Annotated in this window: 17 protein-coding genes; 14 read left to right on the top strand and 3 right to left on the bottom strand. The window is 63.9% G+C overall.

Annotated elements, in window-relative coordinates; translation table 11 throughout:
- The 12 genes from R3355_RS03155 (at position 1) to R3355_RS03100 (ending at position 13,307) form a co-directional block, all read left to right on the top strand.
- Positions 1-1,122, top strand: coding sequence for a glycosyltransferase family 4 protein (locus R3355_RS03155; RefSeq protein WP_318960019.1), 1,122 nt, complete (start codon positions 1-3; stop codon positions 1,120-1,122).
- 109 nt (positions 1,123-1,231) lie between these two features.
- Positions 1,232-2,065: a lipopolysaccharide core heptose(I) kinase RfaP gene (gene rfaP, locus R3355_RS03150; protein WP_318960018.1), complete on the top strand. Its 834-nt coding sequence runs from the start codon at positions 1,232-1,234 to the stop codon at positions 2,063-2,065.
- Entirely contained in the window at positions 2,058-2,795 is a 738-nt protein-coding gene (locus R3355_RS03145; RefSeq protein ID WP_318960017.1) for a lipopolysaccharide kinase InaA family protein, read from the top strand. The genes rfaP and R3355_RS03145 overlap by 8 nt, the downstream gene beginning before the upstream one ends.
- Positions 2,792-3,538 (top strand): lipopolysaccharide kinase InaA family protein, encoded by a 747-nt coding sequence (locus tag R3355_RS03140; protein ID WP_318960016.1) that lies wholly within the window; start codon positions 2,792-2,794, stop codon positions 3,536-3,538. Before R3355_RS03145 ends, R3355_RS03140 begins: the two co-directional genes overlap by 4 nt.
- A gap of 26 nt (positions 3,539-3,564) precedes the next feature.
- A complete protein-coding gene (locus tag R3355_RS03135; protein WP_318960202.1) occupies positions 3,565-5,031 on the top strand; it encodes a lipopolysaccharide kinase InaA family protein in 1,467 nt (488 codons plus the stop codon).
- Positions 5,032-5,043: 12 nt separating this feature from the next.
- Positions 5,044-6,798 (top strand): carbamoyltransferase, encoded by a 1,755-nt coding sequence (locus tag R3355_RS03130; protein WP_318960015.1) that lies wholly within the window; start codon positions 5,044-5,046, stop codon positions 6,796-6,798.
- Complete coding sequence (locus R3355_RS03125; protein WP_318960014.1) at positions 6,785-7,879, top strand: glycosyltransferase; 1,095 nt, start codon at positions 6,785-6,787, stop codon at positions 7,877-7,879. The genes R3355_RS03130 and R3355_RS03125 overlap by 14 nt, the downstream gene beginning before the upstream one ends.
- A gap of 2 nt (positions 7,880-7,881) precedes the next feature.
- Positions 7,882-8,778: a DUF6625 family protein gene (locus R3355_RS03120; protein ID WP_318960013.1), complete on the top strand. Its 897-nt coding sequence runs from the start codon at positions 7,882-7,884 to the stop codon at positions 8,776-8,778.
- A gap of 151 nt (positions 8,779-8,929) precedes the next feature.
- Positions 8,930-10,018, top strand: a complete 1,089-nt coding sequence (locus tag R3355_RS03115; RefSeq protein WP_318960012.1) for a capsule biosynthesis protein — start codon at positions 8,930-8,932, stop codon at positions 10,016-10,018.
- Positions 10,019-10,792, top strand: coding sequence for a glycosyltransferase family 25 protein (locus R3355_RS03110; RefSeq protein ID WP_318960011.1), 774 nt, complete (start codon positions 10,019-10,021; stop codon positions 10,790-10,792).
- Positions 10,789-12,009 (top strand): O-antigen ligase family protein, encoded by a 1,221-nt coding sequence (locus R3355_RS03105; RefSeq protein ID WP_318960010.1) that lies wholly within the window; start codon positions 10,789-10,791, stop codon positions 12,007-12,009. The genes R3355_RS03110 and R3355_RS03105 overlap by 4 nt, the downstream gene beginning before the upstream one ends.
- A 554-nt stretch (positions 12,010-12,563) precedes the next feature.
- The gene (locus tag R3355_RS03100; protein WP_318960009.1) at positions 12,564-13,307 is read left to right on the top strand and encodes a glycosyltransferase family 32 protein; all 744 of its coding nucleotides are present in this window, start codon (positions 12,564-12,566) and stop codon (positions 13,305-13,307) included.
- A 125-nt stretch (positions 13,308-13,432) separates the two neighbouring features.
- Here R3355_RS03100 and R3355_RS03095 read toward each other — a convergent pair whose 3' ends face one another.
- A complete protein-coding gene (locus R3355_RS03095) occupies positions 13,433-14,035 on the bottom strand; it encodes a toluene tolerance protein (RefSeq protein WP_318960008.1) in 603 nt (200 codons plus the stop codon).
- A gap of 35 nt (positions 14,036-14,070) precedes the next feature.
- On the opposite strand from R3355_RS03095, the gene msbA reads away from it, so the two are divergent.
- Complete coding sequence (gene msbA, locus R3355_RS03090; protein ID WP_318960007.1) at positions 14,071-15,849, top strand: lipid A export permease/ATP-binding protein MsbA; 1,779 nt, start codon at positions 14,071-14,073, stop codon at positions 15,847-15,849.
- 39 nt (positions 15,850-15,888) lie between these two features.
- Positions 15,889-17,310, top strand: a complete 1,422-nt coding sequence (hldE, locus tag R3355_RS03085; protein ID WP_318960006.1) for a bifunctional D-glycero-beta-D-manno-heptose-7-phosphate kinase/D-glycero-beta-D-manno-heptose 1-phosphate adenylyltransferase HldE — start codon at positions 15,889-15,891, stop codon at positions 17,308-17,310.
- Positions 17,311-17,444: 134 nt separating this feature from the next.
- Here the strand turns inward: hldE and R3355_RS03080 are convergent, their stop codons facing one another.
- Positions 17,445-20,726 (bottom strand): carboxyl transferase domain-containing protein, encoded by a 3,282-nt coding sequence (locus tag R3355_RS03080; RefSeq protein ID WP_318960005.1) that lies wholly within the window; start codon positions 20,724-20,726, stop codon positions 17,445-17,447.
- A 49-nt stretch (positions 20,727-20,775) separates the two neighbouring features.
- A complete protein-coding gene (locus tag R3355_RS03075; protein WP_318960004.1) occupies positions 20,776-22,467 on the bottom strand; it encodes an AMP-binding protein in 1,692 nt (563 codons plus the stop codon).
- Positions 22,468-22,532: the final 65 nt, after the last annotated feature.

Raw genomic sequence — 22,532 nt, 5'->3', positions numbered from 1 at the left:
ATGCAACTGGCTTTTATCCTCTACAAGTATTTCCCCTACGGCGGTCTGCAGCGCGATTTCCTGCGCATCGCCCTGGAGTGCCAGCAGCGCGGTCATGCGATTCGCGTGTATACGCCGATCTGGGAAGGCGACGTGCCCGAGGGGTTCGAGGTAGTGGTGGTGCCGGTCAAGGCGCTGTTCAACCACAAGCGCAACGAGAAACTCACGGCCTGGGTCGAGTCCGACCTGGCCAGGCGTCCGGTCGACCGGGTGATCGGCTTCAACAAGATGCCGGGGCTGGATGTGTATTACGCCGCCGACGGGTGCTTCGAGGACAAGGCGCAGACCCTGCGCAACGCGATCTACCGCAAATGGGGGCGTTACAAGCATTTCGCCTACTACGAGCGGGCGGTGTTCGCCCCCGAGTCGAGGACCGAAATCCTGATGATCTCCGAGGTGCAGCAGCCGCTGTTCGTCAAGCATTACCACACCCCGCGGCAGCGCTTTCACCTGCTGCCACCGGGCATCACCCAGGATCGCCGTGCGCCGGCCAATGCCGGCGAGATTCGCGCCGAGTTCCGTCGCGAATTCGGCCTGGCGGATGACCAGTTGTTGCTGGTGCAGATCGGTTCCGGGTTCAAGACCAAGGGCCTGGATCGCAGCCTGAAAGCCGTCGCCGCCCTGCCGCGCGAGTTGCGCCAACGCACCCGACTGATCGCCATCGGTCAGGACGACCCGCGTAGCTTTCAGCTGCAGGCCAAGGCGCTGGGGATTGCCGAACAGGTGCAGATCCTCAAGGGCCGTAGCGATATTCCGCGCTTCCTGCTTGGTGCCGACCTGCTGATCCATCCCGCCTACAACGAAAACACCGGCACCGTGCTGCTCGAAGCGCTGGTCGCCGGCCTGCCGGTACTGGTCACCGATGTCTGCGGTTACGCCCATTACATCCGCGACGCGGATGCCGGGCGGGTACTGCCGAGTCCCTTCGACCAGCAACGGCTCAATCACAGCCTGGCCGACATGCTCGCCGACGATCGGCGCCGCGCCTTCTGGGGGCGTAACGGCCTGGCCTATGCCGACTGTGCCGACCTCTATTCCATGCCGCAGAAGGCGGCCGATGTGATCCTGGCGGAGCGTCCATGAACTTCTTGTGTAGGGTGCGCCGTGCGCACCACAAGGCTGGCATCGCCGCTTCACTGGTGCGCATGGCGCACCCTACGGATGTAGGCACCCGCCAGCAAGGGTGGCAAACATGCGCCTGATCCTCGCCGAACCCTTCAAGACCCTGTGGGCCGGCAAGGATGCCTTTGCCGAAGTGGAGGCCTTGCAGGGCCAGGTCTACCGCGAGCTGGAGGGGCGGCGCACCCTGCGCACCGAAGTGGCCGGGCGTGGCTATTTCGTCAAGATCCATCGCGGCGTCGGCTGGGGCGAGATCGCCAAGAACCTGCTGACCGCCAAGTGGCCGGTGCTCGGCGCGGGGCAGGAGTGGCGGGCGATCCAGCGCCTGCAGGAAGTCGGCGTGGCGACCATGACCGCGGTGGCCTATGGCGAGCGCGGCAGCAATCCGGCGCAGCAGCATTCCTTTATCGTCACCGAGGAGCTGGCGCCCACCGTCAGCCTGGAGGACTTCAGCCTCGACTGGCTGCAGAACCCGCCCGCGCCCGCGCTCAAGCGCGCGCTGATTGCCGAAGTGGCGAAGATGACCGGCCGCATGCACCGCGCCGGGGTCAATCATCGCGACTGCTATATCTGCCACTTCCTGCTGCACACCGACAAGCCGGTCAGTGCGAGCGATTTGCGCCTGTCGCTGATCGACCTGCATCGCGCGCAGATCCACGCCAGCTTGCCGCTGCGCTGGCGCAACAAGGACTTGGCGGGGCTGTATTTCTCGGCCCTGAATATCGGCCTGACCCGGTGCGACAAGCTGCGCTTTCTGCGCAGTTATTTTGCCGAGTTGAAGGGCCCGCAGTCGCTACGCCAGACCCTGCGCGACGAGGCGCCGCTGCTGGCCTGGTTGCAGCGCAAGGCGGACAAGCTGCTGGCCCGCTATGCGCGCAAATATGCGCCGGGTGCCAGTCATGAGTGAGTGGCGGCTGAGCGATGAGGTGTCACCGCGGGCGGCGGCGGCGTTTACCGATCTGGATGCGGTGTTCGCCCTGCAAGGCGAGTGCATCACCCGCGACCCGTTGTCCGAGGTGTTGCGCGTCGAGTACGAGGGCGTGCGCTACTACGTCAAACGCTATCACGGTGCCGGCAAAGGCTTGCGCCGCTTTATCGGGCGGCCGCGGGTCAAGGCCGAGTGGCAGAACCTCAAGTATTTTGCCAAGTGGGGCATCGCCACGGCGCCCATCGTCGCCTACGGGCTGGAGCGCAAGGCCGGCGCCTTCGTTCGCGGCGCCCTGATTACCCGCGAGCTGGTTGCCACCGAGGACCTGGCGCAGTTGGCGCAGCGCGATGCGGCCTGCCTGCGCGACCGTAACTGGGTGGCGCGGATCAGCCAGCAGCTGGCCGCGGCGACCCGAACCCTGCATGACCATCACTTCACCCATAACGACCTGAAGTGGCGCAACCTGCTGGTCAACGATCAGTCCGAGCTGTTTCTCATCGACTGTCCGACCGGCGCCTTCTGGTGGGGGCCGTTGTTGCGCTATCGCATCGTCAAGGACCTGGCCTGCCTGGACAAGGTGGCCAAGTACAAGTTGTCGCGCACCCAGCGCCTGCGTTTCTATCTGCAGTACCGCGGTCGGCAGCGCCTGAATGCGGCGGACAAGCGCCGTGTGCGGCAGATCGTCCGCTATTTCGAGGGCCGCGAATGAAGGATTTTATCGCCGAGCAGGATCGTGCGCTGCTCGAACGCCACGGCCTGGCCAACTATGACGCGCTCTGGGCGCTCAAGCTGGAGGCGGTGGACGAACCGAACACCGAGCGCGGCGGCTGGAGCAGTGTCTATCGCCTGGACTTGGGCGAGGCCGCGTTCTACCTCAAGCGCCAGAGCAATCACCTGACCCGTCGGCTGACCTGTCCGTTGGGGGAGCCGACCTTTGCCCGCGAGTTTCGCAATATCCAGCGTTACCAGCGCCTGGGGATTCCGGCGTTGCAGGCGGCGTTTTTCGCCCAGCGGCGGGTGGCCGGCGAGCGCCGGGCGATTCTGCTGACCCGCGCCCTGGATGGCTGGCAGGACCTGGAGGCGCTGCTGGAGGGTTGGCAGCAGCGCGCCGAGAGCGAGCGCGCGGGCATTCTGCGCAGTTGCGGCGCACTGGCGCGGCGCCTGCACGACGCCGGGCAGATGCATGGCTGCTTCTACCCCAAACATATTTTCCTCAGGCGGGATGCCGACGCGTTCAGCGCGCAATTGATCGACCTGGAAAAGACCCGGCCGCTGCTGTTCGGTGAGCGTGACCGGATCAAGGATCTGGAGCCGCTGCTGCGCCGAGCCAGCCTCTGGAGCGAAAGCGAGGTGCGCCAGTTGCTGAGCGCTTATCTGGGTGCGGCCGCCGATGTCGAACATTGGTGGCAACGCCTCGGCAGCCGCCGGCGGGATAAGGAGGCGCGTCGATGAAGTCGATGAAGCAGGACGGCGCGCCGATGACGCTCCGCGACTTGACTCGGGCCGGGCGCAGCCCGCAGTTGCCACTGCCTGTCGAGCTGGCGGACGCTGCCGGCCCCGCCACCCTGGTGCTGGAGCAGCTGCTGCGCGTGCTGCCCGGGCAGCGCTATGTCGGCGTGGCCGAATGGCGTGGGCGCAGGGTGCTGGCCAAGCTGCTGGTGGGCGGCAAAGCGGCACGCGCCTTCCAGCGTGAACTGGACGGCGCTCGCCTGCTCGCCGGGCAGGGCCTGCCGACGCCGCTGCTGCTGGCCGATGGCCTGCGCGAAGGCGAGGGCGGCTGGCTGCTGTTCGAGTACCTCGATAACGCCGAGAGCCTGGGGGATGCCTGGCGTGCGGTCGAGGGGCAGCCGTTGCTGTCCGCTGACCAGCAGACCGTGCTCGCCGAGGCCCTGGCGCTGGTGGCCCGGCTGCACGGCCAGGGCCTGTGGCAAGCCGACCTGCACCTGGACAACCTGCTGCGGCATGACGGTCAACTGCAGGTGATCGATGGCGGCGGCGTACGCGGCGAAACGCCTGGCCAGCCGCTGTCGCGGGACAAGGTGCTGGAAAATCTCGGGGTATTCTTCGCCCAGCTGCCGGTCGAGCTGGAGTCGTTTATCGAAGAGCTGCTGGTGCATTACCTGCTGGCCAACGGCGAGCATGCGCTGCCGGTGGAGGCCTTGCTCAAGGAGATTGGCAAGGTTCGCCGCTGGCGCCTGCGCGACTACCTGCGCAAGATCGGCCGCGACTGCAGCCTGTTCAGCGCGCGTCGCGGTGCGTCGATCCTGCGGGTGGTGCGGCGCCAGGATGAGAGCCGCTTGGCGCCATTGCTGACCGATCCGGATGCGGTCATCGCCGCCGGCCAAGCGCTCAAGCTCGGTGGCACCTCCACGGTGGCGCTGGTCGAGCAGGCCGGCCGCCAGCTGGTGGTCAAACGCTACAACATCAAGGGCTTCGCCCATTGGCTCAAGCGTTTCTGGCGACCCAGCCGCGCCTGGCACAGCTGGGTGGAGGGCAATCGCCTGGACTTTCTCGGCATCGCCACGCCCAAGCCCTTGGCCCTGCTGGAGCTGCGCACCCTGTGGCTGCGGCGGCGGGCCTATCTGATTACCGAATACGCTGCAGGTGAGGATATAATCGCGCGCTTCAAGCCCTGCCTGGACGCGCCGGGGGAGGCCGCTTCGCCGCCCGAGGCCGAGCTCCAGGCGCTGGATCTGCTGTTCGCGGCCCTGCTGCGCGAGCGCATCAGTCATGGCGATTTCAAGGGCAGCAACCTGCTCTGGCAGGACGGGCGCTGGGTTCTGATCGACCTGGATGCCATGCAGCAACACCTGAGTGCGCACAGTTTCGCCCGGGCCTATGCCCGCGACCGCGCCCGCTTTCTGCGCAACTGGCCGGCCGATTCAAGGCTGTTCCAGTTGCTCGACGAACGTTTACCGCAGGTGCCCGGCACCTGCCCTGAATAGAGGCTTTCACCTGTGGCACTGACGATTCTTGGCCTGTCCGGCGCTCTCAGTCACGATCCTTCCGCCGCCCTGTATATCGACGGCAAGTTGATCGCGGCCGCCGAAGAAGAGCGCTTCGTGCGCGACAAGCACGCGAAGAACCGCATGCCCTACGAATCGGCCAAGTTCTGCCTGGAACAGGCCGGGATCAAGCCGAGCGACGTCGACGTGGTGGCGATTCCCTTCGCCCCCATCAGCCTGTTCGGCGAGGCGCGCTGGAAGTATGCCAAGCGCTACTGGTACGCCCCGGATCGCGCCCTGGACGCGATCCTGATGGGCAATCGCCGCTACAAGCGCTACCGCAACAAGATCGTCTGGTGCCTGGAACAACTCGGCTTCGACCCGAAGAAGATCAAGATCGAGCCGGTCGAGCACCACTTGGCCCACGCGTCCAGCGCCTACCACTGCTCCGGCTTCAAGGAGAAGACCGCGATCCTCGGCATCGATGGCAAGGGCGAGTACGCCACCACCTTCTTCGGCTACGGCGAGAACGGCAAGATCCACAAGATCAAGGAATTCTTCGATCCGGATTCCCTTGGCGGTCTGTACGGCGCGATCACCGAATTCCTTGGTTTCGAGATGCTCGACGGCGAATTCAAGGTCATGGGCATGGCGCCCTACGGCGACGCCAGCAAGTACGATTTCTCCCGCCTGGCCAAGTTCGAGAACGGCGAACTGATCATCAACACCGAGTACGCCAACGTCATCGGCTTGCGCCGCTATAAAGAGAAGGGCAAGGGTTTCTACTTCTCGCCCAAGCTGATCGAGTGGCTGGGGCCCAAGCGGGTCGGCGATATCGCCGACGACCCCTATATCCACTATGCCGCCAGCATGCAGGCGCTGTTCGAGAAGCTGGCGCTGCAGATGATGGATTACTACCTCGGCGACATCCTCAAGGAAACCGGCAAGATCGCCTTCGCCGGCGGCTGCGCGCTGAACGTCAAGCTGAACCAGAAGATCATCGCCCGCGACGAGGTCAAGGAACTGTTCGTCCAGCCGGCTTCCGGCGACGCCGGCACCGCGGTCGGCGCGGCCGCCTTTGTGTCGCATGCCCGCGGCGTGCCGGTGGAGAAGATGGAGCACGTTTACCTCGGCCCGTCCTTCTCCAACGAAGACGTGATCGCCGCCTGCGCCAAGCACCCGAGCAAGCCGGTATACAAACAGATCGACAATATGCCGCAGCGCATCGCCGAGATCATGGTCGCGGGCAACCCGGTGGCCTGGTTCCAGGGGCGCATGGAGTTCGGCCCGCGTGCCCTCGGCGGCCGCTCGATCGTCGGTTGCCCGAGCATCCCCGGGGTGGCCAACCGGATCAACGAACAGATCAAATTCCGCGAGCGCTGGCGGCCCTTCTGCCCGTCGATGCTCGACACCGTCGGTCCGCAGATGCTCAAGGTCGATCATCCATCGCCGTTCATGACCTTCACCTTCGAAGTCAACGAGGAATGGAAGACCCGCGTCAGCGAAGTGGTCCACGAAGACGGCACCTCGCGCGCCCAGGTGCTCAAGCGCGAATACAACCCGCGCTACTACGACATGATGCTCGAACTGGAAAAACTCACCGGCAACGGCGTGTCGCTGAACACCTCACTGAACCGCCGCGGCGAACCGATGATCTGCTCGCCCACCGACGCGCTGAACATGTTCTACGGCTCCGATCTGCAGTACCTGATCATGGAAGATATTCTGGTGGTGAAGGACGGCATGGACTGGCATGAGCAGGCCTGAGCCGCGCGTCCTGCAACTCTGTCACGGCTATGACGGGCCTTTCCTCGACTGCGCCCGGCAATATGCTGTGCTGTTCGCCGGCACTGAATACAAGGTGACGACGGTCTACCTGACCGGCGCGCCCAGTGCCGAGGTGGAGGCTGGCTCGGCCTCCGACGAAGTGATCTTTCTCGACTACTCGAGCCGCGAGGTTCGCGGCCTCAAGCTGAAAGCGATCCGCGATATCAGGCGAATCGTCGCGGGCCGCGATTTCAAATTCTGCATCGCCCACCGTTTCAAACCGATCTACATCAGTTTGCTCGCCTGCAAGCTGCCGGTGATCGGCGTGCACCATGCCTTTGGCGTATACAGCCGCTTCTCGCGTCGCCTGTTTATCAACCGCTTCAGGCCGCGCCTGTTGCTGCTCGGTGTATCCAACGCCGTGCGCGACGAGATGCGCGGCCACCTGCCTGACTGGGCGCCCGAACGCATCGAAACCCTGTACAACCGCATCGATGTCGAGGCGGTACAGGCCGAACAGGTTAGTCGCGAGACAGCCCGTGAAACCCTCGAACTGCCGCAGGACGCCTGGGTCGTCGGCAATGTCGGTCGCCTGCACCCGGACAAGGACCAGGCCACCCTGATCCGCGGTTTCGCCCGCGCCTTGCCGCAGTTGCCGGCCGGCAGCCTACTGGCGATCATGGGCAGCGGCCGCCTGGAGGCTGAATTGAAGGCGCTGGCCGCTGAGCTGGGCGTGGCCGCGTCGGTGCGTTTTCTCGGCCAGGTGCCAAATGCTCGGCGTTATTTCAAGGCTTTCGATGCCTTCGTCCTGAGTTCCGACCACGAGCCCTTCGGCATGGTGTTGCTGGAGGCCATGGCCGCGGGCGTGCCGCTGGTCTGCAGCGATTGTGGCGGTGGGCGGGAAGTGGTGGAGGGGGTCGGGCAGTTGTTTCCGTGGGGCGATGCCGCGGCGCTTGCTGGCGAGTTGCAGGCGCTTGCCAAGGCCGAAGCACAGGTGCAGCCAGCGTTGCTGCGATTGCGTGAATCCTTCGCCGATGAAGCCGTCAGATCCCGTTTCTGGGACTTATGCCGAGGACTTTAGCTGTGCGTAACCCACCGAGCATCATCTTGCTGATCCCTTATTTCGGTCAGTGGCCGTTCTGGATGCCTTTTTTCATCGAAAGCTGTCGGTGCAACCCGGATATCGACTGGCTGTTGATCGGTGATTGCGCGGAGCTTGATGATCTGCCGGATAATGTCCGGCAGCAGCGTATCGGCTTTGAGGACTACTGCCGTTTTGTCTCTTCGCGACTGGGGTTTCTGTTCGCCCCGGCAAACCCCTACAAGCTCTGCGACCTCAAGCCTGCCCTGGGATTCATCCATGAGGCCGAGATTAAGGGGTATGACTACTGGGGGTTCAGTGATCTCGACCTGATCTATGGCGACTTACGGGCCTATTTCACCGCGGAGAAACTACATCGCTTGAAGTTCTTTTCCACTCACGAACGCCGCGTATCGGGCCATCTGTGTTTGCTGCGCAACGAAAAACCATTGCGTGAGCTGTTCTGGAAAATTCGTGACTTCCAACAGCGGCTTGAGGATCAGAGAAATCATGCGCTGGACGAGGGCGGCTTTACCCGGCTGTTCCTGTGGCGCAAAAACTTCCCCAGGCCGTTGTTCAAACTGGTCGGGTTGCTCAATCCCTGGCGGCGGGTTGCCGAGTTCAGGGAAGCGTTCAGCACACCTAACTCGTCGCGATGCTGGACAGACGGTACGCGAGAGTTTCCTTCGTTTTGGGTGTGGCATAAGGGCGTTCTGCATAACGCCAAGGATGGGCAGATGACCTTCCCCTACCTGCATTTTCTGGGCTGGAAAAACAACGAATGGAAGGCTCTCCCCCGTCAGCCAGATGAAGGGTTGAAGGCGTTGGCGGCCTCACAGTGCTGGCGGGTCGATGCCCAGGGTTTCCATGCATTCGGTACCAACCACAGTGAAAGTTGAAACACCCTGGCAGGTGAAGGCCCGGCAGCTGGATCGCTACCGCTGGCTGCTGCTGCGCGAACGGCACGGTCGCCTCGGCAGCACTCTGCGCTTTGTCCGCGAGGCGCTTGTCGACCTCTGTTTCGGCCTGGGCGCCCGCCTGCGCCTGGCAATGCACATCGACGCGCAATCCTGTGACTTCCTGCTGCTGCAGTCTGCGCCCAAGGTGATCAAACTGCGGCGCAAGAAGCTGCTGATCGAGGCGCTTGCCCAGCGCGGTCACAGCCTGGTGGAAACTGCACTGCAGGAGGTCGGGATCATCCTCCGCCAGCGTCTGCTGGCCCGCCCCCCCGCGGCCGTTCCGCTGCGCTATTTCGGCTATGCCGCTCATGCCGAGTGGCTGGTGTCGCGATATCGACCAAAGGTGCTGCTCAACGATCGCAATGGCAGCCTGTATTCGCCTTTCCTGCGCTTGGCCCTCAATTCACGCGGCAGCCTGCTGGTACACCTCGCCCATGCGACCACATTGGAGGCATCGAGGCGGCTGGGGATGAATGACTATGACTACTATTTCCTGTTCGGCCAGAGCTCACTGCAGGCGCTGCAGGCGCGATCGCTTCGTTTCGGCGATTCCCAGGCGGTCCTCGCTGGCTCGCATATGATCGACCGATCTTATGACCAGCCTCTGGCCGAACCTGCTCAGCGGGTGATGCTGGTCCTGGGCGTCGGTCCGGACAAGGAGAAGGAAGCCGGTTACCAGCGTACCTACGCTCTACTGCGCGACTGGGCGACCGGCCACCCCGAGTACCGGGTGCTGGTTAAGGCCCACCCGCGCAGCCAGGTGCCTTTCTGGCGGCAGGCTGTCGCGGAACTTTCCAACCTTGAGGTCCTGCCCCGCGAGTGCAGTCTGGCCGAGGCGCTCGGGCGCGCTTCGCTGGTGGTCAATATCATGTCCAATGCGGTGATTGAGGCGGCGCTGGCGGGGCGCCCGGTGATCTACGCCAATGCCAGCGGGCAGGCCGATATTTTCGCCCAGGAGCAATACTTTGGAGGCTGCGTGGATTCGCCCGAGGGAATGGAGCGGCGTGGCCGGCAAATCGAGGCAGAGTATGTGCAAAATTGTGAAGCTGCGAGGCGTTTTGCCGACTATCACCTCGCTCAGGGGGTGGCCGGTCTCGAACGAACCCTGGAGCTGCTGGAGCGACTGCTGGCCGGCGAGGTGATCGAAAGTCAGTCACTGGTCGGGACTGTGGATATATAAATGCTAATGGATAACGACAAGTTGAAAGCCACTACTCCGGAGCCGATCAGGCGCATTGCCGATTGTGCCTATGTGATCAATCTGGACAGTCGGCCGGATCGCTGGGCGTGCATGCAGGACAACCTCCAGTCCGCCGGGCTGGAGGCGGAACGCTTTTGCGCGATCGGCATTGGGGATCTGGCCGATAATCCACCTCCACAGGCGCTGGGTGACTTTCTCCTGCGGGTGGACGGGCCTGGGCCGACCTTCGAGCACAAGCTGCAGGCTACCTGGGCCTGCATGCACAGCCATCTGGCGGTGATCAGTCGGGCCCGCGAGTGCGGCAAGGCTTCGGTGCTGATTCTGGAAGACGACTGCGAATTCGAGAGTTACACAAAGGTGGTTTTGCGCCGCGTTGCCGCTCAACTGGACGATCAGAAATGGGACCTGCTGTATCTGGGCGGCACCCTGAAGAAGGGCAGCCTGCGCAGGCGGGTCTCGAGCAATCTCCGTGCGGTCGATCGGGTACGCCTAGCCCATGCCTATGTGGTCAGTGCCAGCCTTTATGAGCGCATTCTTGCCGAGGCCCCGGCTTCCGGGTTGCCTCTCGACTGGTATTACTCCGAACAGTTGTTGCCCAGTGTGCGGGCCTTTATGGTCGAGCCCATGCTGGCTCGCCAGCGCCTATTGGACATGAGCGATATCGAGCAGGTCGAGCGCAAGCCCAAGCTCAAGACGCGCCAGCGTCTTCGTCGTTGGCTGGCCAAATTGCGCTATGGAGAGCTTTTCAATTGAAACGACCGCTTGATCTGACACAGGGGTGTTGGGCTGTACTCGATGCACGAGCCATTTTCCGTGTGTGGCTTGGTATCGGCCTATGCTGGCTGCTGCTGGGGATGCAGGTGCTTCCCACCAACAAGCTCTATCATCAGGGGCTGATTGCCTTTGCCTGGCTGCCGGGGCTGTTGGCGCTGTTGATAGTGCCGGAGGTTCGCCGAAATTGGGATCGGCCTCTCTTGGCGCTACTGATGTTGTTCGCCAGCTGGACTGCGCTATCGGTGTTCTGGGGGGGGGACGCAGGGCGCCTCAAGGTCATACTGTACGTATTCCTTGCAGCCAATGCCTGGGTTGCCCTGGCATCATTCGATAGCCGCTTGCTTTGGCGTCTTGTAGCACTGTCCGCTCTGCTGACTGGCCTGCTGTCATGGGCTGCCTTGATCAGCTTCTATGGCTGGCACGCGAGACCCTTGGGCGATCGGGTTGTGGCGCTTGGGCACCTGGATCATACGATACTGGCTTCCCAGGTCATTGGCGCCTTGGGCCTGCTACTGCTGTTTCTGCGCGAGTATCTTCCAGCCCGCATGCGCACCTGGATGTGGTTGGTTGCGTGCCTGGGGATCGTGGTTTTCCTGTTGATGTCCAAGAGCAAAGGGCCTTTGCTCGCCTTTGTGGGTGCCCTTGCTTTCGCTTGTGTGTGCAGGCCGTGCCGACGCACCCTGTTGCTGCTGTGCTGCGGGATATCGGTTGCAGCTCTGGCTGTGTGGCTCATGCCGGAGGTCTTGCTGCGTGGTGGCTTGTCCTATCGTCCACAGCTTCTCCAGGCCGGTTATCAGCAGTTCCTCAACCATCCGTGGCTGGGGTTGGGCGTTGGCGCAGACTACCGGCTGCCGGTCGCCGAGCTGAAAACATTCTTTGAGCATGCGCATAACCTGTATCTGCACATCGCCATACGGTTCGGCGCTATAGGGCTCGCACTCTGGTTGAGCCTGCAACTAGCAGTGTTTCTGAGGGTTCTGGCGTGGCGCGACTCCGCCAATGGCCTTGCCTTGTGCGTCCTGTATGGATTCAGCGCCATTGCGCTGTTCACCGATGGAATTGGCCCCTGGGTTAAGCCCAGGGAAGAATGGTTTGTCGTCTGGTTACCTCTTTTCATTTGTCTGGCGATGACGGCTGGATTGGCTGGGAGTGCGCGGAAGCCAGTGGGGACGTATCTTGAAGAAGACTCTCTGTGAAGGTGGTTTATCCGATCGGTAGCGTTAATGTCGGGAATGAGCTCAATGCCTGGATGTGGAGTCAGCTACTTAGCGGTCTTCCATGGGAGGATTTAGCCTTGCTGGGCGTCGGTACCAAGATATGACGCGGATTCTGGTTCTCGGTGCCGGAGCCGGATAAGTGGTTCTACTGGAGCGAGGCGTCGACTTGCCGCTGGAGATTGCCACGCTTCAGGGCTTCTATGATCCCTCGCATTATCTGTCCGACAAGTCCGCGCTGAAGCATCTGGGGCTGGATTGAAGGCCGGATTGGCCAGAGGTGGCTTGGGAAAAGGTAAGTGGAGCACTGTTACCCCTCCTGGTTGGCCGGTGAAGTCAGCCCTTGGGCGCCTGGCTCGAGATCTGAGCCATCGGGCCGTTCAGGAAGGGCAATTATCCAGTGGGTTAGTCCTGGAGGCTCGCGTTTCACAGCTATACGAGTGGCTTGATGACATGCGGCGTGACCATGGCCTGGGGCCAGTTGCACCCCTGAAGGGGGATCAGGGTTGCCTATTCAGTCCAACAGGAGTCGTTCAATGATCGCGCGGAAAATCCACTACTGCTGGTTCGGCGGGCGGCCGCTGCCCCTGCAAGCCAGGCGTTGTCTGGCTTCATGGGCCTACCACTTGCCTGACTATGAAATAGTGCGTTGGGATGAGTCCAACTTCGATCCTGCGCACCACCCCTTTACGTCAGCGGCCTATGCGGCCGGGCTTTACGCATTCGTCTCCGACTACGCCCGTATGTCCATATTGCAGGCGCATGGCGGTATTTATTTGGATGTCGACGTCGAGGTGTGTGGACGCTTCGATGCGCTGCTCGATCTTGACCTGTTTATAGGGCTGGAGGACAGGCAGCGTTTTGCAACTTCGATTATTGGGGTTACGGCTGAGCATTGGTTGCCATCGCTGATGCTTGAGTACTATGAACGCACTCCTTTCAATGAGGCGGGTTTGTCGGAGCTGGTAAATGTTAACGAGGTAAGTCGCCTGCTGCTCGCACAGGGCTTTTCCGGTTCAGGTGAAGATGAGCGGCGCGGTACCGAACAGGTATTGGCCATCGGCCGGTTGTCAGATGCTCGTGGCCAGGCTCCAGGCACGATTCGACCGTTGGCCAGGCATCTGTATGCCGGGAGCTGGCGCAAGCGCAGGGGCAAGAGTCCGCTCAGTAATGCCTGGCACGCATTGCGCAAGCTGCCGGAGCGTCTAGCCGCAATAGCTGGGCTGTATGCCTACAGGCTGGGAGCCGTTTGGCGAAAGCTGACTCAATGGCAGGGCTGATTTTTACCTCCCTACGCATGCAAGACGCTACGTATTTCGCGCAAGCTGGAAATCAGCCGGGCAGGCATGTCACATGGTCGGCGGATAAAACTGTGTGGTGCAAGGGCGCAGTAACGCCGTGGCTATCAGTGCTGTTCTTCGTAGAGTTTCAAAAGCTCTCGCAGGGGAAAGCCCTCCAGCTTTTTGCGGCCCAGATAGTTTTCGAGATGCTTGAAATTTCGCTGAATCTGCCATGCATTCAAAGGCAGTAGGTTGCGTTTCATGTCCAGGAAGTCGATTAGCCCGAAGCGCTCATCGGGTAGCAGAAGGATGTTACCGAGGTGCAGGGAGCGAAAGTAGACCCTTTTGCCATGCAGATGCTTGATGAACTCTGCCAGGCGCGGCAGTAGTTCGTTGAAGCGCTGTGGGCAATCGCTATAGACCTGCTCCAGTGCGATACCCGGCAAGGGGCTGTATATGCATCCGCTCAGGCCGCGGCCGGGATCCAGCCAGAACGTTTCCTCGATTGAGGGGCTGGCAATACCCAGTTGCTTTAGCAGATGCGCATTGCGCTCGAATCGCTTGGCGGCCGGTTGCAAGCGCGCCAGCCATGGATACTGACGGGTATGGAATATCTTCAGAAACAGCCCGTTGTCCAGCGCGACCACCTTGGGGCCGCGTGCATCCTTTTCCAGTACCTTGCCGCTGGTCAGCCAACTTTCCAGTTCCTGCGCTGTTACAATCCGCATCTTGTCTCTCTAGCCAGTCGTACGAGGCTCGCCTAATGGCCAACTCCGCACAGCAATCCAGTTTGAAGGTCTACCTGCGATTGCTGAAGTATGTCGTCCCCTATTGGGGCGCTTTCGCCGTTAGCATCATCGGTTTTCTGCTGTTTGCCTCAAGTCAGCCGATGCTGGCGCATATGCTCAAGCTGTTCCTGGACGGTTTGCAGAACCCTGAGCACGCTACCTTGCTCGGGGTGCCGATGATCTACGGCGTGCCGTTGCTGATTGTACTCATTGCTCTCTATCAGGGCATAGGCTCATTTCTGGGCAACTATTACCTGGCCAAGGTGGCGCGTGGAGTGGTGCACGATCTGCGCTGCAGCTTGTTCGACAATCTACTGACCCTGCCCAATCGCTATTTCGACAGTCACAACTCCGGTCATCTGATCTCGCGCATCACCTATAACGTGACCATGGTCACCGGCGCCGCGACCGATGCGATCAAGGTGGTGATTCGCGAGGGACTGACGGTCGTATTTCTGTTCGGTTATCTGCTCTACATCAATTGGAAATTGACCCTGGTGCTGCTCAGCATACTGCCGGTGATTGGTCTGATGGTGGGGTCGGCAAGCAAGAAATTTCGCAAGCAAAGCAAGAAGATCCAGGAGGCGATGGGTGATGTCACCCATGTCGCCTCCGAAACCATTCAGGGCTATCGGGTGGTGCGCAGTTTTGGCGGTGAAACCTACGAGCAGCAGCGTTTTCATCGCTCCAGCGCCGACAATATGAACAAGTCACTGAAGATGACGCGGACCCAGGCGGTCTATACGCCGATGCTGCAGTTGGTGATTTTCAGCGCCATGGCGGTGCTGATGTATCTGGTGCTTTACATGCGCGGCGATGCGTCGGTCGGCGAGTTGGTGGCCTATATCACCGCTGCCGGTCTGCTGCCCAAGCCGATCCGCCAGCTCTCCGAGGTCAGTGCGACTATTCAGAAAGGCCTGGCTGCCGCCGACAGCATCTTCGAGCAGCTCGATGAAGCCCCCGAGGTCGACCGCGGCACGGTCGAGCTCGAGCGGGTCAGTGGTCGTCTGGAGGTGCGCAATCTGAGCTTCCAGTACCCTGGTGCCGAGAAGCCGGTGCTCAACGATATCTGCTTCAGCGCCGAACCCGGGCAGATGATCGCCCTGGTCGGGCGCTCCGGCAGCGGCAAGTCGACCCTGGCCAGCCTGATTCCGCGTTTCTATCACCATGAGACCGGGCAGATTCTGCTCGATGGGGTGGATGTCGAAAGCTACACCTTGCGTAACCTGCGCCGCCATATCGCCCTGGTGACTCAGCAGGTCACCCTGTTCAACGACAGCGTGGCCAATAACATCGCTTACGGCGACCTGGCCGATGCGCCGCGTGAGGCTATCGAACAGGCGGTCGAGGCGGCCTACGCCAAGGAATTCATCGACAAGCTGCCGCAGGGGCTGGATACCGAAGTCGGCGAGAATGGCGTGCTGCTCTCCGGCGGTCAGCGTCAGCGTCTGGCGATTGCCCGGGCGCTGCTCAAGGACGCACCGATTCTGGTGCTGGATGAGGCGACGTCGGCCCTCGATACCGAATCCGAGCGGCATATTCAGGCCGCCCTGGATCGGGTCATGAAGGGGCGGACCACGCTGGTCATCGCCCATCGCCTGTCGACCATCGAGAAAGCCGACCTGATTCTGGTCATGGACCAGGGGCGGATCGTCGAGCGTGGCACCCATGCCAGTCTGCTCGAACAGAACGGTTTCTATGCGCGCCTGCATGCGCTGGGACTGGATGAAAGCGCGCCATTGGATATCGCCTGATAAACTACGCGCCCGCCACTTGAGGCCACCGGAGTTCACATGAAGTTGTCCATGCCCCGTTTCGACCAAGCCCCTGTCCTGGTGGTGGGCGATGTCATGCTCGACCGCTACTGGCATGGCGGCACCTCGCGGATTTCGCCGGAGGCGCCGGTGCCGGTGGTCAAGGTCGAGCAGATCGAAGACCGCCCGGGCGGTGCGGCCAACGTGGCGCTGAACATTGCCGCGCTGGGTGCACCGGCGCTGCTGGTTGGCGTGACCGGCGACGACGAGGCGGCCGCCAGCCTGAGCGACAGCCTGCAGGCGGTGGGGGTCAAGACCCATTTCCAGCGGATCGTCGGCCAACCGACCATCGTCAAGCTGCGAGTCATGAGCCGACATCAGCAACTGCTGCGCATGGACTTCGAGCAGCCCTTCAATACCGATGCCGCGGCCTTGGCGGTCGAGGTCGAGGCGTTGCTCGCCGGGGTCAAGGTGCTGGTGCTGTCGGACTACGGCAAGGGCGCGCTGCAGAATCATCAGGTGCTGATCCAGGCGGCGCTGGCCAAGGGCATTGCGGTGCTGGCCGATCCCAAGGGCAAGGATTTCTCGATCTACCGCGGCGTCAGCCTGATCACGCCGAACCTCAACGAGTTCGAGACCATCGTCGGCCATTGCGTCGACGAGGCCGAACTGGTGGCCAAGGGCGCACGCATGATGCGCGAGCTGGAGTTGGGCGCGCTGCTGATTACCCGCGGCGAGCACGGCATGACCCTGCTGCGCCCCGATCATCCGGCGCTGCACCTGCCGGCCCGCGCCCGTGAAGTGTTCGACGTCACCGGTGCCGGCGATACGGTGATCTCGACCCTGGCGGCCTCCCTGGCCGCCGGCGAGGAATTGCCCCAGGCCGTGGCCTTGGCCAACCTGGCCGCCGGTATCGTGGTCGGCAAGCTGGGTACCGCCGCCATCAGTGCACCGGAACTGCGTCGGGCGATCCAGCGCGAAGCAGGTTCCGAACGTGGGGTGCTGAGCCCGGATCAGCTGTTGCTGGCCATCGAGGACGCCCGCGCCCATGGCGAGAAGATCGTCTTCACCAACGGCTGTTTCGACATCCTCCACGCCGGCCATGTGGCCTACCTGGAGCAGGCCCGGGCCCAGGGGGATCGCCTGGTGCTGGCGGTCAACGACGACGCCTCGGTCAGTCGCCTGAAAGGCCCGGGTCGACCGATCAATTCGGTGGATCGGCGCATGGCCGTGCTCGCCGGCCTCGGCGCGGTGGATTGGGTGGTGAGCTTCAGCGAAGACACCCCGGAGAACCTGCTGCGCGAGGTCAAGCCGGACGTGCTGGTCAAGGGTGGCGACTACGGCATCGATCAGGTGGTCGGCGCCGACATCGTCAGCGCCTACGGTGGTGAGGTGCGGGTGCTGGGGCTGGTGGCAAACAGTTCGACCACCGCCATCGTCGAGAAAATCCGCAGCAACTGATCCGGCCGAGCGACCAGCGGCGTTGGCCTCGAGCCGTGATGACGCTCTGCTCATGTGCGCCTGATCCGGTTAGCCGCCTTGCAGGGCAGGCGGCCGCTGAGGCCGGGAGAGCGGTTTGCGCTGCGCTGGGCGCGCTACCAGGTATCGACAGGGTGCTTCTTGCCGTCGCGCGGCGCAGGCCCGGGCGTGGCATTCAGCCCGCGCAGCAGCCAGGCGCGGGTTTCCAGGGGATCGATCACCGCATCGATCTCGAGAAAGCTGGCCATGTTGATGCCCTTGCCGCTCTGGTAGGCCTTGGCCACCAGTTTGTCGAACAGCTGCTGGCGGGCGCCGGGCTCCTCGACGGCCGCCAGTTCCTTGGCGAAGCCCAGGCGCACCGCGCCCTCCAGGCCCATGGCGCCGAACTCTCCGCTGGGCCAGGCAATGGTGAACAGCGGCGAGTGGAAGCTGCCGGCGGCCATGGCCTGGGCGCCGAGGCCGTAGCCCTTGCGCAAGACCACGGTGAAGAAGGGCACCGTCAGGCTGGCGGCGGCGACGAACATGCGTGACACATGGCGCACCGTGGCCTGTTTCTCCGCCTCGGGGCCAACCATGAAGCCGGGGGTGTCGCACAGCGACAGCATGGGGATGTCGAAGGCATCGCACAGCTGCATGAAGCGCGCGGCCTTGTCGCCCGCCACGGCATCGATGGCGCCGCCCAGGTGCGCGGGGTTGTTGGCGAGCAGGCCGAAGGGCCGGCCTTCGATGCGCACCAGGGCGGTGATCAGGCCGGGGGCGAACTGCCGACGCAGCTCCAGCACCGAGCCGCTGTCGGCCAGGGTGGCGATCACCTGGCGGATGTCGTAGACGCGCAGGCGGTTTTCCGGGATCAAGTGGCGCAGCTCGCGCTGGTCGGCGCACTGCCAGTCGGCCAGCGGTCCCTGGAAGTAGCTCAGGTACTGCTTGGCCACCCGCACCGCCTCGGTCTCGTCGGCCACTTGCACGTCGATGACCCCATTAGGCCCCTGCACGCTGACCGGGCCGACTTCTTCCGGCTTGAAACTGCCCAGGCCGCCGCCTTCGATCATCGCCGGGCCGGCCATGCCGATGGTCGCGTTCTCCGTGGCGATAATCACATCGCAGCAGCCGAGCAGCGCCCCATTGCCGGCAAAGCAGCGGCCGGAGACCACCCCGACCAGCGGCACCAGCCCGGACAATTTGGCCATGCCGACAAAGGTGTGGCAGTCGAGCCCGGCGACGCCGACGAAATCGCTGTCGCCGGGTCGGCCGCCACCGCCCTCGGCGAACAGCACCAGGGGCAGGCGCCACTGTTCGGCTAGGCCGAGCATGCGGTCGGTCTTCTTGTGGTTCATCACCCCCTGGGTGCCGGCGAACACCGTGTAGTCGTAGGCGATGGTCATGCAGCGCGCGGCCTGGCTGCCGAACAAGTCGGCGTTGACCGTGCCGATGCCGGCCACCAGGCCGTCGGCCGGGCTCTGTTCGATCAGCTCCTCCAGCGAACGACGGCGGCGCTGGGCGGCCAGGGCCAGGGCGCCGTATTCACTGAAGCTGCCGTCATCGAGCAGCTCGGCGAGGTTCTCGCGCACCGTCCGTTGGCCGGTCTTGCGCCGCTTGGCCACGGCCTGCGGGCGGCGTTCGTCGCGGGTAATGGCGTGGCGTTCGAGCACTTCGGCCAAGTCCGCGCGAATGTGTTCGAGATCCAGGCTTTGCTCGCTCCGGGCCTGATCGCCGTCGACCTCGGCCGGTTCGATAAACAGCAGCGGCTGGCCTTCGCCGACCACGCTGCCGGGCTGCACGGCGAGGGCGCGGACGATTCCGCTGTGACTGGCCCTGACCACGAACTCCATCTTCATCGCCTCCAGCACGGCGATGCTCTGGCCGACCGCCACGGCATCGCCTGCGGCCACCTCCAGGCACACCAGCACGCCGCTGCTCGGCGCGTGCAAGGGCAGGCAGCCGGGCGGCGCATCGAGCGCCTGCTGCGCCGCACCGGCAGCCGCCGGGCTGCCGGCAAAGAACAGGTGGGGATGGGCCTGCTGCTGGGGCGCCAGCAATTGCTCCAGCCGGCTTTCGACGAAGCGCGTGCTGACCCGATTGGCGGCGACTTCAGGTAGACGCAGCAGGTTCTGCAGCAGGTGCAGGTTGCTCGCCACACCCTCCAGGCGGAACTCGCAGAGTGCGCGGTAGGCGCGGCGCAGGGCGCTCGGGTAGTCCGGCGCGTGGGCGATCAGTTTGGCCAGCAGAGAGTCATAAGCGGGGCTGACCGGGTAGCCGGCGTAGCCGTAGCCGTCAACGCGCAGGCCGGGGCCGCTGGGCGGCTCGTAGGCCGTCAGGGTGCCGCTGGCCGGACGGGTACCGCCGTCGGCGTTCATGCTTTCCAGGTTGATCCGCAGTTGCACGGCGCAGCCATGGATCGGCGACGGCGGCAGCAGATGCAGTTGCTCCAGGCTGTGCCCGGCAGCCAGCCTGAGCTGGGTCTGCAGCAGGTCGATGCCGGTGACCTGCTCGGTGACCGTGTGCTCGACCTGGATGCGCGGGTTGGCCTCCATAAAGTAGAAGCGCTCGGGCTGCTGGTTATCCAGCAGGAACTCGAAGGTGCCCAGGCCCTGATAACGCGCCGCGCCGGCCAGCTTGAGCGCCGCGGCGATCATCCGCGCGCGGGTGGCGGCCGGCAGATCCGGACTGGGGGCGATCTCCACCAGCTTCTGCTGGCGCCGCTGCAGGCTGCAATCGCGTTCCCACAGGTGGCTGACCGCGCCCGTATGGTCGCCCAGCACCTGGATCTCGATATGCCGGGCATCGCCCACCAACTGCTCGATATAGAGCGAGTCACTGCCGAAGGCCGCCCGGGCTTCCGACTGACAGCGGGCGAAGGCCTGGTCCAGCTCGGCGGCCGCAAACACCGGGCGCATGCCGCGACCGCCGCCGCCGGCCAGGGCCTTGAGCATCACCGCGCCGCCGTCGCCCAGGCTGCGCAGAAAATCATGGGCCTCGGCCAGGCTGACCGCGTGATTGAGCCCGCGCACCAAGGGCACGTCGCAGCGTTCGGCCAGCGCGCGCGCGGCGGCCTTGTCGCCGAACAGTTCCAGCACCTCGGCGCTGGGGCCGATAAAGCACAGGCCGGCGGCCTGACAGCGGCGGGCGAACTCGGCGTTCTCGGCGAGAAAACCGTAACCGGGATGGATCGCCGCGCAACCCTGTTCCCGGGCGATGGCGATCAGCTGGTCCATGGCCAGATAGGCCGCCACCCCGCGCCCCGCGAGGGCGACCGCGCTGTCGGCCTTGCGCACATGCAGGGAGGCGGCGTCGTCCTCGGCGTACACCGCCACCGAGCGAATGCCCAGCTCTGCGGCGGCGCGGGCGATACGGATGGCGATCTCGCCGCGGTTGGCGATCAGCAGGGCGGCAAAGGGCATGGCGGCTCCGTAGGGTGCGCCGTGCGCACCGGTTGGATTGATTGGGGGACTAGAGCAGAGCTTCCAGTTCGTTCTTCTTCACCTTGCCGGTGGCGGTCAGCGGCAGGCTGTCGAGCAGGCGGATCTGTGGCACCTTGTAGACCGCCATGGCCTCGCGGCACCAGGCCTGCAGACTGTCCGCGCTGGCGCCGCTGCCGGGTTTGAGCACCACGAAGGCCACCGGGCGCTGGCCGCTGTGTTCGTCGCTACAGCCGAGCACGGCGCTGGCGAGGATCGCCGGGTGCTGGCCGAGCAGGGCCTCCAGTTCGCTGGGGAATACGCTCATGCCGTTGACCTTGAGCATCTCCTTGCGCCGGCCGAGGTAGCGGATAAAGCCCTGTTCGCTGATCTGACCGAGGTCGCCGCTGTGCAGCCAGCCGTCGCGCAGCGCGGCGGCGGATTCCTCCGGGCGATTCCAGTAACCCTTGAGCAGCGACGGGCTGCGCAGGCACAGCTCGCCCTCCTGACCGAGCGGCAGCAGTTCGCCGCTGGCGAAGTCACAGACCTTGAACTGGGTGCCCGGCACCGGCAGGCCGACGAAGGTCGGCGCGCTCCTGAGGTCGAAGTCGTCGTCCTGCAGGCCGGCGGTGAAGGTGTCGCAGGTGTGGCTCTCGGTCATGCCGAAGCTGAACTCGAACAGGCTGGTGCCGGTCAGCGCGCGCCAGCGCGCACGGTAGTCGGGGGTGAGCTTCTTGATAAAGGAGATGCTGCCGGTCTGCTGCAGCGAACTGAAATCGAAGTCGCCGACCCGTGGGTGTTCCAGCACCTCGGCGGCGTTGTCCACCAGCAGGCCGCAGTGGCTGACCCGGTAGTGCTCGACCGCCGCCATGAAGGCCGGGGCGTCCCAGCGCGCCAGCAGCACCAGCTGGCAGCCGCTGAATACCGGGAACAGCAGGCCGGCGTTCTCCCCGGCGATCCAGAATTCCGGGAGGAAGTTCAGCAGCACACTGTCCGGGCGCAGTTGCAAGGCCACCGCGAGGAAGCTGGCGCAGGTGTAGAGCATGTCGCCGTGGCTATGCACGCAGCCCTTGGGCAGACCGGTGGTGCCGCCGGTGTAGTTGAGCGCGGCGATGTCGTCCAGTTGTGGGCGGTGCGTCGGCGTTGGCGCCTTGCAGGCCGTCAGCGCCGGGTAGAAGTCGATGAAGTCGTCTCCCGTGATCTTCGCCGCCAGCAGCAGCTCCGGCACCGGGATGCTCGGCTCGGCCGGGCACAGCTCGGACAGGCTGGTCGCCAGCACCTGGGCAAGCTGGCAGTCCTCGCGCACCGCGCGTACCAGCGGCAATAGTTGGTCGAAACAGAGAATGACCCGCGCGCCGCTGTCCTTGAGCTGGTAGCTCAGCTCCAGCGCCTTGCTCAGCGGGCTGACCGGCGCATAGACCGCACCGCACTTGAGGATGGCGTAGAAGGCGATATGCAGTTGCGGACAGTTGGGCATGAACAGCGCGACCCTATCCCCCGGCGCGACCCCCAGCTCCACCAGCAGCGCGGCGCAGCGATCGGGCAGGCGATCCAGTTCGGCATAGCTCAGGGACAGGCCGTAGAAGTCCAGGGCCGGCGCCTCGGGCTGCAGGCGGGCCCAGGCGCGCAGGTACTCGGATAGCGGCTGCTGGCCGTGCGGGTAAGACGGCTCGCGCGGGGTGCCAGCCGGCCAGGCGGCGGTCTGCAATGCATGCAGCTGTTGCAGGTAGAGGTCTTCGGTCATCTGTTGTGCCCCTGTCGTTTGGCTCTGCGGGCAGCTTAGGCGGTCGGGGCAGGGAGCAGAACTGA

The sequence above is a fragment of the Pseudomonas sp. genome, assembly GCF_033723075.1.
Lineage (GTDB): Bacteria > Pseudomonadota > Gammaproteobacteria > Pseudomonadales > Pseudomonadaceae > Aquipseudomonas.
Note: the sequence above shows the minus strand (reverse complement) of the source record. Positions and strands in the feature narration are given on the sequence as shown.

Bases quoted from the DNA above. Each gene is read 5' to 3' on its own strand.
- R3355_RS03155 (WP_318960019.1), top strand. From the start codon at position 1: ATGCAACTGGCTTTTATCCTCTACAAGTATTTCCCCTACGGCGGTCTG.
- rfaP (WP_318960018.1), top strand. From the start codon at position 1,232: ATGCGCCTGATCCTCGCCGAACCCTTCAAGACCCTGTGGGCCGGCAAG.
- R3355_RS03145 (WP_318960017.1), top strand. From the start codon at position 2,058: ATGAGTGAGTGGCGGCTGAGCGATGAGGTGTCACCGCGGGCGGCGGCG.
- R3355_RS03140 (WP_318960016.1), top strand. From the start codon at position 2,792: ATGAAGGATTTTATCGCCGAGCAGGATCGTGCGCTGCTCGAACGCCAC.
- R3355_RS03135 (WP_318960202.1), top strand. From the start codon at position 3,565: ATGACGCTCCGCGACTTGACTCGGGCCGGGCGCAGCCCGCAGTTGCCA.
- R3355_RS03125 (WP_318960014.1), top strand. From the start codon at position 6,785: ATGAGCAGGCCTGAGCCGCGCGTCCTGCAACTCTGTCACGGCTATGAC.
- R3355_RS03115 (WP_318960012.1), top strand. From the start codon at position 8,930: ATGCACATCGACGCGCAATCCTGTGACTTCCTGCTGCTGCAGTCTGCG.
- R3355_RS03110 (WP_318960011.1), top strand. From the start codon at position 10,019: ATGCTAATGGATAACGACAAGTTGAAAGCCACTACTCCGGAGCCGATC.
- R3355_RS03100 (WP_318960009.1), top strand. From the start codon at position 12,564: ATGATCGCGCGGAAAATCCACTACTGCTGGTTCGGCGGGCGGCCGCTG.
- R3355_RS03095 (WP_318960008.1), bottom strand. From the start codon at position 14,035: ATGCGGATTGTAACAGCGCAGGAACTGGAAAGTTGGCTGACCAGCGGC.
- msbA (WP_318960007.1), top strand. From the start codon at position 14,071: ATGGCCAACTCCGCACAGCAATCCAGTTTGAAGGTCTACCTGCGATTG.
- hldE (WP_318960006.1), top strand. From the start codon at position 15,889: ATGAAGTTGTCCATGCCCCGTTTCGACCAAGCCCCTGTCCTGGTGGTG.
- R3355_RS03080 (WP_318960005.1), bottom strand. From the start codon at position 20,726: ATGCCCTTTGCCGCCCTGCTGATCGCCAACCGCGGCGAGATCGCCATC.
- R3355_RS03075 (WP_318960004.1), bottom strand. From the start codon at position 22,467: ATGACCGAAGACCTCTACCTGCAACAGCTGCATGCATTGCAGACCGCC.